The sequence below is a fragment of the Solwaraspora sp. WMMA2056 genome (genome assembly GCF_030345095.1).
In the GTDB taxonomy this organism is placed as follows: domain Bacteria; phylum Actinomycetota; class Actinomycetes; order Mycobacteriales; family Micromonosporaceae; genus Micromonospora_E.
Genome location: NZ_CP128360.1, coordinates 3,047,605 through 3,061,684, shown reverse-complemented (window position 1 = coordinate 3,061,684; position 14,080 = coordinate 3,047,605). Strand labels below are relative to the sequence as shown.

The 14,080-nt window shown below is 68.9% G+C and carries 9 protein-coding genes; all 9 read right to left on the bottom strand.

Annotation, left to right across the window (positions count from 1 at the left end; all coding sequences use genetic code 11):
* Positions 1-340: 340 nt before the first annotated feature.
* Positions 341-3,595 (bottom strand): ThuA domain-containing protein, encoded by a 3,255-nt coding sequence (locus tag O7608_RS14025; protein ID WP_289210386.1) that lies wholly within the window; start codon positions 3,593-3,595, stop codon positions 341-343.
* 294 nt (positions 3,596-3,889) lie between these two features.
* Positions 3,890-5,110, bottom strand: coding sequence for a Gfo/Idh/MocA family protein (locus tag O7608_RS14020; protein ID WP_289210385.1), 1,221 nt, complete (start codon positions 5,108-5,110; stop codon positions 3,890-3,892).
* A 21-nt stretch (positions 5,111-5,131) separates the two neighbouring features.
* Positions 5,132-6,217 (bottom strand): substrate-binding domain-containing protein, encoded by a 1,086-nt coding sequence (locus tag O7608_RS14015; protein WP_289210384.1) that lies wholly within the window; start codon positions 6,215-6,217, stop codon positions 5,132-5,134.
* 118 nt (positions 6,218-6,335) lie between these two features.
* A complete protein-coding gene (locus O7608_RS14010) occupies positions 6,336-7,415 on the bottom strand; it encodes an ABC transporter permease (protein ID WP_289210383.1) in 1,080 nt (359 codons plus the stop codon).
* 55 nt (positions 7,416-7,470) lie between these two features.
* Complete coding sequence (locus tag O7608_RS14005) at positions 7,471-8,979, bottom strand: sugar ABC transporter ATP-binding protein (RefSeq protein WP_289210889.1); 1,509 nt, start codon at positions 8,977-8,979, stop codon at positions 7,471-7,473.
* A 95-nt stretch (positions 8,980-9,074) separates the two neighbouring features.
* Entirely contained in the window at positions 9,075-10,253 is a 1,179-nt protein-coding gene (locus O7608_RS14000) for an ROK family protein (protein WP_289210382.1), read from the bottom strand.
* Positions 10,254-10,598: 345 nt separating this feature from the next.
* On the bottom strand, positions 10,599-11,714 hold the full coding sequence (locus tag O7608_RS13995) for a sugar phosphate isomerase/epimerase family protein (protein WP_289210381.1): 1,116 nt from the start codon (positions 11,712-11,714) through the stop codon (positions 10,599-10,601).
* Positions 11,715-12,127: 413 nt separating this feature from the next.
* Positions 12,128-12,940 (bottom strand): ABC transporter permease, encoded by an 813-nt coding sequence (locus O7608_RS13990; RefSeq protein ID WP_289210380.1) that lies wholly within the window; start codon positions 12,938-12,940, stop codon positions 12,128-12,130.
* Positions 12,941-12,951: 11 nt separating this feature from the next.
* Complete coding sequence (locus O7608_RS13985; protein WP_421360021.1) at positions 12,952-13,761, bottom strand: ABC transporter permease; 810 nt, start codon at positions 13,759-13,761, stop codon at positions 12,952-12,954.
* Positions 13,762-14,080: the final 319 nt, after the last annotated feature.

Here is a 14,080-nt window from a genome sequence, read left to right as displayed (position 1 = left end):
TCGTCCTGCGATGGGTCAGCTGACCCCGCCGATTCAGATGAGGCCCCGTCCGTCCGGGCGCGCCAGGGTGGCACCACCGTCGACGGCACCGAAGTCGGCGTCAACGACGCCGTCGCCGGGCCCGGTCGACCGGACGGACGGGGCAGTGGCAGACAGGGACGTTCGGCGTTCGGCCCTGTCTCCCCCGCGTTGGCCGTGCGTGCGGGCCGGCAGGTACGTCGGTCCGCGGTCGTGCTGGTGGTCCCTGGCCGGGGGCGGCTGGTGCGCCCGCCCCCGGCAGTTACCGGGTTGTCACCCGCGCCGCCGGGATCCGTTCGGGTCCCGGCGGCGCGGGCCGGGGTCAGCTCGCCGGGTTGAACTGCACCCAGTTGAGGTAGACCAGGTTGCTGTCGGGACCACCGTCCACCGTCCGGAACACCAGGTAGAGCTGGTGTGTCCCGGCCGGGTGGTCGATCGCGACGTCGTGACTGGTCCAGTCACGCGATCCGGAGGTGGCGTTCAGCGTGGTGCTGGCCACCAACGGTCCGTCCGGCGCGTCGACCCGCACCTCGACGATCGCCTGGGGGTTACCCACGGTCGACGAGGAGCCTCGGCTGTGCCGCAGGGTCAGCGACTCGATCCCGTCGAGGTTGATCGGATCGAAGGCGATGTAGTCGTCGCCGTCGATGCTGGACACGTGCAGGCCGCCGCCGGTGTCGGTGGTGTTGGAGGTTTCGACGCCCTGCTTGATCTGGGCGTACTCGGCCTGCTGCTGGTAGACCTGGATAGTGGCCTGGCCGACTGTGGTCAACGCCGGCTGGCCGCCGCCGCCCAGGTCGGTGTAGCGGGCGCTGATGCCGCCGAACAGGTAGCTACCAGCGTGGTCGGCACCGTCGGCCGGGGTCGGCAAGGTACCGGTGCAGCCGGTGGTGCTGGTCTGCGGGTGGCCGTGCTCGTCGTGGCCGAGTACGAAGGTGACCTCCACCCGGTCACAGTCGATGCTGCCGTCCTCGGGGTCGGTGACGGTCACCGCGTACGGCACCGTGTCGCCCCAGTTGAAGAAGGAACCGGACACCGGGAGGGTGACCTCCACCGTCGGAGCGGTGTTGCCGACCGTGATGGTGCGGCTGAGCGTCGCCTGCTTACCCGTCGAGTCGCTCACCGTCAGCTGGGCGTAGTACACGCCGTTGCTGGTGTAGGTGTACGACGGGTTGGCCTCGGTGGAGTCGGTGGTGCCGTCCCCGTCGAAGTCCCAGGCGATGCTGATCGTCTCGCCCACCTCGGGGCTGAACGAACCCTCGCTGGAGAACTGCACGGTCAACGGGGCCTGCCCGGACGTCGGGCTCGCGTCGAGCTCGGCGACCGGACCGCGGGTGCCCTTGACGTACCGGATCTGGTACAGCGAGGCATCCGGGTTGGCCCGGAAGAAGCCGTCACCGTAGTCCAGCACGTACAGCGTGCCGTCCGGGCCGATCTCCATGTCCATCGGGTTGTCGAAGGTGAAGCCGGGTAGGAACGCCTCGACACCGAAGAACTTGCCGCTGCCGTTGGTCCGCATGTTGAACATCCGGTCCCGGCTGAACTCGCCGAAGAACACCGTGTCGTGGTAGTACGCCGGCAGCTTGTACTCCGACTCCAGCGATTCGTCGTACTTGTAGATCGGGCCGCCCATCGGACCGACACCGCCGGTGCCGATCACCGGCCACTGGAAGTCACAGCTGCCGACCGGGTCGACCAGGTAGCTGTCCCGGCAGGTGGTGGTGGCGTTGAACGTGTACCAGAACTGCGGCTGCTCCACCGGCGGCAGCACACTCAGACCGGTGTTGCGCGGCGAGTCGTTGATCGGCGCGGCGCAGTTGAACGGCTCGCCTGAGGTCTCCGTCTCGAAGTCGTAGTCGACGTACGGCAGGGTCGGCGAGTAGCAGTACGGCCAGCCGTAGTTACCTGCGGTCTTGGTCGCGAACCACCGGCCGGTGCCCTCCGGGCCCCGCTGCGGGTCCGGGTTGCGCGAGTCCGGCGAGTAGTCACCGATGTAAACGAAGCCACGGTCGTCGACGTCGAACCGGAAGGGGTTGCGCAGGCCCATCAGGAAGATCTCCGGACGGGTCTTGTCATCGACGTCCTGCGACTCCCGGAACAGGTTGCCGGCCGGGATGCTGTAGCTACCGTCGTCCTTGACGCGGATCCGCAGCACCTTGCCCCGCAGATCGTTGGTGTTGGCCGAGGAGCGCGCGGCATCATAGGCCGGACCCCGAGTGGCCGACCGGTTGATCGGGGTGTAGCCGTCCGAGCCACTGGCGTTGGTGTCGTCGCCGGTGACGAGGTAGAGCAGGCCCCGACCGTCGAACTTGACCTCGCCGGCCACGTGGCAGCACGCCCCGCGGTCGACGTCGACCTTGATGATTTCCTGCTCGGTCGACATGTCCAGGTGCGGGGTCGGCTCTTCGACGAACTTGACCCGGGAGAGCAGGTTGTAGCCCTTGAACGGCTCCCAGACGCTCGGGTCGTCACTGTTGGCCGGTGCGTCGCCCTCGTTGACCCCCGGGGTGGCCGGGTCGTCCACCGGAGTGTCCAGCGGTGGCGCGTAGTAGAGGTAGACCCACTTGTTCTCCGCGAAGTTGGGGTCCAGGGTCACCGACTGCAGGCCGTCCTCGTCGTGCTGGTAGACGTCGAGGTTGTTGATGACCGGGCTGGCCCCGGTCGCCGGGTCGTACAGGCGGATCTCCCCGGCGCGGGTGTTGTGCAGCACCCGCCCGTCGGGCAGCACCGCGAGTGTCATCGGCTCACCGGGCTGGTCGTTGAGCACGACCCGCTCGTAGTTCGACTCGACGGTCGCGCCACAGTCGCCCTCGGCGATGCCCGCAGCCCATTCGATGCCACCGAGCAGGTGCTTGCGGACCGCCCCGATGGTGAAGGTGTCCGCCGACGCGCCGAGACCGGTGTACCAGGACCGGCCGCCCTGGTAGTCCTGGCACCAGGAGATCGGGTGGTCGGCACCCATGCTGCTGCCGTCCAGCGACGTCGGGTCGACGCTGGCCAGCACGTGCTGCACACCCCGGACGTTGCCGGTGTAGTTGAGGTACTCGTCCTCGACGATCACTTCGCGGGGCATCTTCGCCGTGGACGGGTGGTAGCGGTCAGCGACGTCGATGACACCGGCACCGTTGGCGGTGGTGCCGGTCGAGGTGGTGCCTACCAGGCCACGGTAGAAGGCCCAGTCCGGCTCGGCGTCCACCGCGAGGTGCACGCCGAGGTACCCGCCACCGGCCTTGATGTAGTCCTCGAACGCTTCCTGCTGCGCGTCGTCGAGCACGTCACCGGTGTTGTTGATGAACACCACTGCCGCGTAGTTGGCGAGGTTCTCACTGGTGAAGCTGGTCCCGTTGCGGGACACGTCGATAGTGAAGCCGTTGTTCTTGCCGAGGGTACGGATGGCGTTGACACCCTTGGCGGTCGACGGCTGGGCCGCCTCCTCGCTGTGGGTGTAGACCAGCACCTGGTAGTCGTCGTGGTGCTCGTGGCCGTCGTGGGCTACCGCTGGCGCGGTGGTGATCATGGGTGCGGCGAGTGCCGCACCCGCGGCGACGGCAAGCCATCGCCGGGCGGATCTACTCATCAGTCGTTCCTCCGGGGGTTCGGGAGGCTCATGCCTCACCGTGGGCACTGATTCCGTTGTGGACGGACAGTGACGGTTGGTGCCTCACCCCTGGCGCGGTGCCACGTCCGCCAGAGTCTTCTGGTACGCCCTGCTGGCCGTCCGGCGTGACCGGGGAATCCCGATCCGGTCACGCCGGACGAGCCGTCCTCGTACCCGCGGATCACCCGGCGCGGGGCGCAACCGCGCCGGGCGACCCTCGCCCACGGGACGAGGAGTCTCGGTTTCCAGACCTCTCGACGAAGGTCGAGCCGATCAAACCGGTGCCGTGGTATTCGCCGGATCCACGGTGACCCATTCGCCGAGCCCGGCCGACTCCTCCACCGCGGCCAGCGCCTGCTGGACCTGGAGTGCGTCGTCGAAGGACGGTGTCGGATCGTCTCCGGCCGCCAGCGCCGCGACGAAGTCACGGGCCTGGTGGGTGAAGGAGTGCTCGTACCCGATGCCGTGGCCGGGCGGCCACCAAGCGGACAGGTACGGGTGCTCCGGTTCGGTCACGATGATGCGGGTGAAGCCCTGCTCGGCCGCGGGCCGGGTGGCGTCGAAGAACTCCAGTTCGTTCATCCGCTCGAAGTCGAACGCGACCGACCCGAGCGAGCCGTTGATCTCGATCCGCAACCCGTTCTTGCGTCCGGTGGCGAAGCGGGTCGCCTCGTAGCTGGCCACCGCCCCGCCGTCGAGCCGGGCCATGAACAGCGCGGCGTCGTCGACGGTGACCTCGCCGGTGGCCGGTTCGGCGTCGTCTGCGGACCCGCCGCCGGCCGAAGCGGAAAGCCCGCTGGAACCGGCTGGCAGTGGCCGCCGCTTGACGAACGTCTCGGTCAGCCCGCTCACCCGGGCGATCCGTTGACCCGTGACGAACTGGGTGGCGTCGATGATGTGCGCACCGATGTCACCCAGCGCCCCGGAACCCGCCTTGTCCTTCTGCAACCGCCAGACCAACGGAAAGTCCGGATCGAGGATCCAGTCCTGCAGGTACACCGCCCGCACGTGCCGGATCGTTCCGATCCGGCCGTCGGCGACGAGTTGACGCATCAACGTCACCGCCGGCACCCGCCGGTAGTTGAATCCGCACATCGACCGGACGCCGCCGGCCCGGGCGGCCCGAGCCGCGTCGGCCATTTGCTGCGCCTCGGCCACCGTGTTGGCCAGTGGCTTCTCGCACAGCACGTGCTTGCCGGCGGCGAGTGCCGCGATGGCGATCTCGGCGTGGCTGTCACCCGGCGTACAGATGTCGACCACGTCGATGTCGTCCCGGGCGATCAGCGCCCGCCAGTCGGTGGTGTACGACTCCCAGCCGAGTTGGTCGGCGGCCTCGGCCACCTTGGACTCGTCCCGGCCGCACACTGCGGTCATCCGGACCCACGCCGGCAGGTCGTAGACCCGGTTCACGGTTCGCCAGGCCTGCGAGTGCGCGGCGCCCATGAACGCATAGCCGATCATGCCGACCCGCAGTTCGTTGTGTTCAGCGGACAAGGTAAGCCTCCCCGTTGCAGGTCAGAACCCGAGCGGCAGGTACTCGCTCGCGTTCTCCTTGGTGATGGTCTCCGAGGCCAGGATGATCTCCTTGGGCACCTGCAGCTCGACCAGGTCGGACATGCCCCGGCCCTGTGCGATCAGGCGGGCGAGCGAGATCGCCGAGGAGGCCATCGACGGGCTGTAGGTGACGGTCGCCTTCAGCACGCTGTCGTCGGCCTGGATCGCCTCCATCGCCGCCCGCGAACCGGCACCGCCGACCATGATGAACTCCGACCGGTTGGCCTGGCTGATCGCAGCCAGTACCCCGATGCCCTGGTCGTCGTCGTGGTTCCAGATGGCGTCGATTTCTGGCAGGGCCTGCAGCAGGTTGGCCGCCTCGCGCTGGCCGGAGTCGGCGGTGAACTCGGCCGCCCGCCGGTTGGCGACGGTGAAGCCGTGCACCTCGAGGGCGTCCTTGAAACCGGCGGACCGCTCCTGGGTCAGCTCCAGCGCGTCGATCCCGGCGATCTCGGCGATCACCGGGTTGGCGATGCCCTTCTCCTGCATCTGGGCGGCGATGTAGTTGCCCGCCGACACGCCCATGCCGTAGTTGTCGCCCTTGATCTGGGTGCGGTAGGCGAGCGCCTGGGTGAACGCCCGGTCCAGGTTGACCACCGGGATGCCGGCCTCCATGGCCTGCAGGCCACTCGCGGTCAGCTCGGCTCCGTCGTGCGGCAGCATCACGATGACGTCCGGGCTCTGCGAGATCAGCGTGTCCAGCGCGGCCCGTTGAGCGGCGGCGTCGGCGCCGGCTTCGACCGTGAGGAACTCCACGTCGGAGTACGCCTCGGCCTGGGCCCGGGCGTTGTTGGTGATCGCCGCGAGCCAGCCGTGGTCGGCCGCCGGTGCGGAGAAGCCGATGGTGACCGTCTCACCGGGTTCGGAGTTGGGGTTGCCCTGGTTGGCGGCCTGGGTCTGGGTGTTGGTCGGCGCGGCCTCGTTGCTGGTGCACGCGGACAGCAGCACGCCGGCACCGACGGCGGCACCGCCGATGAGCAGCCGGCGACGGGACGAGTCGGCGGCGCCGCGGGCGCCGAACAGAGCCCGGCGGGACAGTGCGGTCATGACGACCTCCTGGATCGGAAGGTGGAGGGGTTATCGGGGTGTGCGGATCCCGGCGGCCGTCGCGAGCGACGGTCACCGTGTTCGGTGGTGGATCGGAAGCGGCGTTACCCGGGCCGGGTCAGGCCGGTTTTCGGGTCAACAGCTGACTGAGCGAGTTGAACCGGAACTGCTGGATGAGCACGGCCGCCACGATGATCCCGCCCTTGATCATGTTCTGGGATTCGGTGGAGAGGCCGTTGATGGCGAACAGATTGGTGATGGTGGAGAAGACCAGCACCCCGAAGAGGGCGCCGATGATGGTGCCGCGGCCGCCGGTGAGCAGCGTGCCACCGATGATCGCTGCGGCGATCGCGTCGAGTTCGTACATGTTGGCCATGGCGGCCTGGGCCGAGTTCGCCTGGGCGGTCAGCATGATCGCCCCGATGCCGCAGCACAGTCCGGAGAGTCCGTAGATCATAAGGGTGTGCAGCCGGACGTTGATCCCGGCGAGCCGGGCGGCCTCCGGGTTGCCGCCGATGGCGACCGTCCGACGGCCGAAGGTGGTGCGGTTGAGCAGCACCCAGCCGGCGGCGACCACCCCGCCAAGGATGATCACCAGCAGCGGGATACCGAAGATCCGCTCCGTGGCCATGCCGTTGATCGTCGACGAGGTGGAGACCTGCGTCTGCTTGCCGGAGATGAGTGCGGCCAGGCCACGGGCGGCCACCATCATGGCCAGGGTGGCGATGAAGGCCACCAGCCGGCCGTACGAGATCAGGATCCCGTTGACCAGGCCGACGCAGAGCCCGACGACCACCGCGGTGAATATCATTCCGCCGGCACCGTAGCTCTGCGTGGCCACAGTGGTCGCCCAGACGCCGGCCAACGCCATGATCGCGCCGACCGACAGGTCGATGCCGCCGGCGATGATCACGAAGGTCATCCCGACGGTGACCACGCCGATCGCGGAGGCCTGCTGCAGGATGGTGAAGATGTTGTTGCGGACCCAGGTCGGGTCGCTGTAGAGGTCGGGTCGGGTGGCGGCACCGATGACGACCAGCACGACGAGGACTCCGACCAGCCACAGGTTGCGTCGGGCGTACTCACTGGCGTCCGAGCGCCACCAGCTCTGCCGGGGTGGTGCGTCCGTGCCGTGCGCCGGCGACGCTGCCGGCTTCTCCTTACCGGGTACGGTTGCCGTGGCCTCGTCCGCGGTCACAGTCCTACTCCTTCGCTCACCGGCTGGCCGCTGGCCAACTGGTCGGGTCGCCCGGTCACGCCGCGGCGCCTTCCATCAACGACCCCGCCATGACGAGGTCGAGCACGGTCTCCTCATCGATCTCGCCCGCCGGTGCCTCCCGGATGACGCGACCTTCCCGCATCACCAGGACCCGATCGGCCAGACCGAGCACCTCGGGGACCTCGCTGGAGACCAGCAGGACCCCGACGCCCTGCGCGGCCAGGTCGTGGATCACCTGGTACAGCTCGGCGCGGGCACCGACATCGACCCCCCGGGTCGGCTCGTCGAGCAGCAGCAGCCGGGTGTCGCCGAGCAACCACCGGCCGACCACCACCTTCTGCTGGTTGCCGCCGGAGAGTTGCCGCACCGGCCGGTACACCCCCGGCGGCCGCAGTTCAAGCGACGCGGCGACCCGCTCGGCCTCGGCGACCTCCCGCCCGGAGTCGGTGAAGCCGACCCGGGACAGCTGCGCGAACGTTGCAAGGGTCATGTTGCGGAAGATCGGTTCGCCGAGCAGCAACGCCTGGCTCTTGCGCTCCTCCGGAGCCATGCCCATGCCGGCCCGCACGGCCGCGCCGACGCTGCCGGGCCGGACTGCCCGGCCGGCCATCCGGACGGTCCCGGACTGTGCGGTACGCGCTCCGAAGATCGTTTCGAGCAGCTCGGACCGGCCGGAACCGACCAGCCCCGCGATACCGACGATCTCGCCGCGCCGGACGGTCAGCGACACGTCCTGGAACTCCCCCGCGCGGCTCAGGCCGGCGACCTCCAGCAGCTGCTCACCGTGTGAGTTGGGCTCGCGCTGCGGGAAGACGTACTCGATGGACCGGCCGGTCATCCGGCTGACCAGCTCACGGGTCGGGGTGTTCTGCGCCGGCAGGTTCTGCGCCGTGGTGCGGCCGTCCTTGAGGACGGTGACCCGGTCACCGATCTCGCGAATCTCCTCCAACCGGTGCGAGATGTAGATGACGGCGATCCCCTGGGCGGTGAGTTCCCGGATGATCCGGAACAGGTTGTCGACCTCGTCGTGGGCCAGCACCGCGCTCGGCTCGTCCATGATGATCAGCTTCGCCTCGTGCGACAGCGCACGCGCCATGCTGACCACCTGCTTGCCGGCAGCCGGCAGCGACCGGACCATGCGCCGGGGCGGGATCTCGCCGTGCCCCAGCCGGTCGAGGATCTCCCGGGTACGTCGGACCATCTGACCACGGCGGACGAACCCGGCGGTCCGCGGCTCGTGACCGAGGAAGACGTTCTCCGCCACCGACAGGTCGTCGACCAGGTCGAGTTCCTGGTAGATGGTGGCGATCCCGGCCCGCATCGCCGCCTGCGGGTTGGCGAAGCGGACCGGCTGCCCCTGCCACTCGACCCGGCCGGAATCGGGGCGGTGCACCCCGGCCAGCACCTTGATCAGAGTGGACTTGCCGGCACCGTTCTGCCCGAGCAGGCAGTGCACCTCGCCGGCCCGGACCTCCAGCTGGACGCCGTCGAGGGCCCGTACGCCGGGGAAGGTCTTCACGACGTCGGTCAGCCGCAGGACCACGTCGCCGCCCGCCTGGACCGTCGGGGTGGCGGTGGCGGCGTCCGAGGTGTCCGGTGCGACGTCGGTCGGCTGCCCGTCGACGGGCTCGACGGCGCTCACGACGCCTGCTCGAAGGCGACGTCGCTGGCGAGTACGGCGGCGCCGGTGACCCCGGCGCGCGCACCCAGTTCGGACAGGACCACCGGCAGGTTGCCGGTGGCCAGCGGCAGCGACCGCCGGTAGACGACGCTACGGATCTCGGCGAGCAGAATGTGCCCGAGGTGGGCCAGCCCGCCACCGATCACGATCATCGACGGGTTGGCGAAGCTGACCAGGCCGGCGAGGACGCCGCCGAGACGTCGTCCTCCGTCGCGGATCAGACGGATGCAGGTCACGTCGCCCTCCATGGCGCACTCCGCTACGTCGCGGGCGGTGAGTTCGGACCGCTGGGTGAGCCGTTCGGCCAGCGCCGGCGAGGTGCCGGCGCGGGCGGCGACCGCCGCCTCCTTGCCCAGCGCGGCACCGCTGAACAGCGCCTCCAGACAGCCGACGTTGCCGCAGGTGCACATCGGCCCCTGCGGGTCGACCTGGATGTGGCCGATGTCCCCGGCGCAGCCGTCGATGCCCCGGTAGACCTCGCCGGAGAGGTAGATGCCGCACCCGACCCCGGTGCCCAGCTTGACGAAGAGGAAGTCGTCGACCGAGTGGGCGACACCACCGTGCCGCTCCCCGATCGCCATGATGTTGACGTCGTTGTCGACCACCGCCGGGCAGCCGTGCTCCCGGGTGAGCAGCTCGCGGACCGGGAAGCGGTCCCAACCCGGCATGATCGGCGGGGACACCGGCACCCCGTCGCGGTAGCTGACCGGTCCGGGCACCCCGATGCCGATGGCATCGAGGCGCTCGTGCACCCCTTCGACCCGGGCCTTGGCGAGCAACTCGTTGATCCGGTGCAGGATGACTTTCGGCCCCTGCCGGATGTCGGCCGGTTCGGTGTACGCGGCCACCGGCTCCAGCCGGCCGTTGGTGATCTCCACGTCGACCGAGCTGGCGCCCAGGTCGATCGCGGCGAACCGCAGGTCCGGGTTGAGCTCGACCAGGGTCGAACGGCGCCCGCCCCGTGAGGCGGCCATCCCTGCCTCGGTCACGAAGCCGGAGGCGACCAGCCGCTCCAACTCGGACAGCAGGCGAGGGCGGGGAATCTCCAGCTGGTCGGCGAGCTCGGCCCGGGAGACCGGTCCGTTGTCCCGCAGCAGTCGCAGCAGCTGGAGGTGCAGAGGATCCGCCGTACGCATGGGGTCCACCTCCGACAGTGAGTTAACACCGAGGCGACCTCGGCGTGTCGTGACCGAAACACTAAGAGTCTTCTCAGTCTTGTGTCCAGAGTTTCGGTCCGCTGAAGCAAAACTTTTTCTGATCGTGACAGAAGTTGGTGAAGCATGCTCGAACAGGGGTTGACCTGGTCCGATGTATCTGGTTCAGGGCACGAGGGATCGACGGATCGACCCTCGCTCAACGAGTGCGGAACCCGGACACGCGGAACCGGGGTGCCGACCGCCGCCGCGGCGGCGGTCGGCACCCCGGCCGGTTCACGCGGTTGGATCAGTGGCCGCCGTGCCGGGTGGCGGGCGACCGGTGGATCACTCGCTCTGGCTGTAGACGGTCAGCTCCGACATGTGCTGGTAGCTGCGCTCGGCGAACTCCAGCGACTGACCCGGGTTCTCCGATCCACCGGGAGCGGTGTCCTGCTCCCAGTTGGCGTGGTGGAAGTCGTAGTGCCCGATGGTCTGGAAGAACTGCTGGAAGTTGATGTCGCCGTCGCCCATCGGCGTCATCTCGTAGCCGTTGCTCTGCTCCGGGCTCCTGGCGCCGTCCTTGGCGTGGAACAGCGGGAACCGCCGGGGCCGACGGGCCACGGTCAGGATCGGGTCGAACACCCGGGTCCGCTCCCGACCAGCCGAGTTGATGAACGTGTGGTGCTTGTGCCGGGCGACGTAGCCCCAGTAGATGTCCATCTCGAAGTAGACGTACTTCGCGTCGGTCTTGGCCATGAAGTACTCGAGCTTGCGGACACCGGACGACCGGGTCGGCCGTCCCTGCTCGTCCAGCGGGCCGGAGTCGAGCAGGAAGTTGTACGCAGCGTCATGGTTGTGGGTGTAGAGCCGCATCTTGCGTTCCCGGGCTTGCCGGCCGAGCTCGTTCCACAGGTCAGCGGCCTCGTCCCAGTCCGACTGGTAGTCGCTGCGGGTCGGGTCGCTGCCGGTGCCGATGTTCTTCATGCCGAGTTCCTCGGCGATGTCCAGCTGCTCCTGGAAGGTGTCCGCCCGGATCGACACGTGGCAGCCGTTGGCGACCAACCCGTTGTCGTCCAGGATCTTGCGGATCTCGGTCGGCGTGATCTGCCGGCCGAGGATCTCCTCGCTCTGGGTGTAACCAGCGAACTCGATCTCCTTGTAACCGAGTTCCGCCAGGCGGGCCAGGACCCGCTCGAAGCCGTACGGCACGCCGCTGTCGTCCGGGGCAGCCCGGATGCGGTCCCGGACCGAGTAGAGGATGATGCCCCGGTTCTGCTCGGGGATCAGCGGGTCCACGGACCAGCCGCCGCCGGCCCGGGCCGGACGGCTGGTCTGCAGCACCGGCAGCCCGGCTGCACCGAGCACGGCGGCGGCGCCGGCCGATGCGGCGAGGATGTTGCGGCGGGTGAGCGCCGGATTGGGTGGCGAGAGTTGCCCGTTGCGGCGTAGCACCTCGTCCATTCTGTCCACCTTTCTGCAGCGGCTCACAGAGCCGCCGATGACGAGTGAGGAGGGTCGGGGTGTACGGAGCCGCACGCCGCCGAAACGCACGACCCCGGGGCGGGGGTTCGGATGGGTGGGTTCGGGTCGGTGCCGCAGTCGCGGCACCGACCCGAACCGCAGCTGTCACCGCCACGCCCCTGGCGGGTGACAGCTCGGGCCTGGTGGCCCTGGTCGCGACCGGCGTTGACGACGCTGTGTCGCTGGTGTTACGTCTGGAGCAGACATTAACTCCAGAGACCAGAGGAAAGAAAGACCCCGACGAGCCAAACTTTCAGGTGAACTACCGATGGCTTTGTCTTCTACCAGCCAGAAGTCTGTACGACAGGACCTAGTTAGATCGATGATTGTCGCAGAAGGGTGCCTCCAGGACGTCAGTTGCAGAGCAGCCGACCTACCCGACGCCCGGCGACGGTCAGCCCGAGCACCGTCACCGCGACGAGATAGCCGACATCGACCAACTGCATCCACCCGACAGTGTCCACGGCGATCGCCCGGATCAGGTGGACCGACCGGTACAGCGGGGTCAGCTCGACCAGCCAGCGCAGTACCGACGGGTACGCCTCGGCCGGCACGAACGTCCCGGAGAACAGGAAGACCGCGAACTGGGCCGAGCCCATCAGGTCGAAGTCCTGCCAGCTGCGCATGTAGGTGGACAGCGCCATGCCGAGCCCGCCGAAGGCGAACCCGACCAGGATCGCGGCCGGGAACGCCAGCAGCGCCCGGGGGACCGTCGTCAGCCCCATCACGACCATCACCAGCAGGAAGGTTGCCGAATAGATACTGCCCCGCGCCATCGCCCAGCCGAGCTCACCGAAGGCCAGCTCGGTCGGGCGGACCGGGGTGGCCAGGATCCCGTCGTAGAGCTTGACGAACTTCATCTTGGCGAAGAAGTTGAACGTCGTCTCCGACAACGTGCCGGTCATCGCCGAGGCGGCGAGCATCGCTGGGGCGACGAACGCTGCGTACCCGATGACGGCCCCGCTGCCCGGCCGGGTGATGTCCCCGATCAGCCGGCCCACGCCGACACCGATCGAGAACAGGTAGAGCAACGGCTCGACCACCCCGAAGATCATCACCACCCAGTACGTGGACTTCAGGGCGGCCGCGTTGCGCTCCATCACCGACCCGGCCCGCCGCACGGCCGCGCCGACCCCGAGCATCTGCGGCAGGACGAGGGTCACCACTGTTGCCTCCTCTAGTGGATCAGACGCTTGCGGAACCGGGTGACTGCCAGCCACCACCTGGCCGCCGCCCAGAGGCTCAGGTAGCCGAGATGCCCGGGGACGGACCAGGCGGGCGTGATGCCGAGCGAGGCCGCCCGGCACAGGTCGACCCCGTGCCAGAGCGGCGACAGGTACGCCAGCCAGCGCACTGTCACCGGCAGCGACTCCACCGGGAAGAACACCCCGGCGAACAGGGTCATCGGAATGACCGCGAACCGGAACACGATGACCATGTAGCTGTCGCTGCGGATGGTGGCCGCGAAGGCGGCCACCGGCAGGGCGACGGCCGCCGCGAGCAGCATGGCCACCGGCAGGGTCAGCACCGCCCAACCCGAGTGCAGCGCACCGAACGCGGCGGCCACCGCGACGAAGGCCACGGCACTCGCCAGCACCCGCAGCAGGACGAAGGCGAGCAACCCACCGACGATGTCGGCGATCCGTAGCGGAGCGGCTATCTGCGAGTAGTAGGTCCGTTGCCAGGTGAACCCGCCCAGCACCGGCCAGGAGGACTCCCCGATGGCCACCTGCAACGCGGTGGAAGCGATCAGACCGGGGACGATCCAGTCGAGATAGCTGAACCCGCCGACCCCCTGGTCGACGTAGACTCCCACCCCCACACCGAAGCTGAGCACCGTCAACAGCGGCAGCAGGAACGACGAGAAGACCGACGACCGCCAGGTCCGCCGGTAGGCGGTCAGGTTGGCTTCCAGGACGCTCGACGCCGGCCCGAACAAGCTCCGGGCCCGCGCCCCGGCCGATGTTGTACCGCCCGGGTACGACATCGTGGAAACGACGCCCCGGAACGACCGCCCGAGACCTACCGGCCCGGCGTACTCTACGGCGACGGCGGGACATCCTCACCGGTATTTCCGTCTCCCGGGTCCGCCGCCCGGGATGGTCGCCAGGTTCTCGACGGTGGTCAGCAACAGCACCCGTTGCAGCGCCTGCCCAGCGGCCAACCACTACCGCTCGGTGTCGCCCGTGGTGGAAGGCACGAGAATGGCGGGGTACGGCTCGAAGCGTGCGGTGGACCGGGTCAGACGCGGCGCCGCCAGGCCGAAGTCACGGATCGGCAGGGCTTCCAGGGCGTCACACGGACCG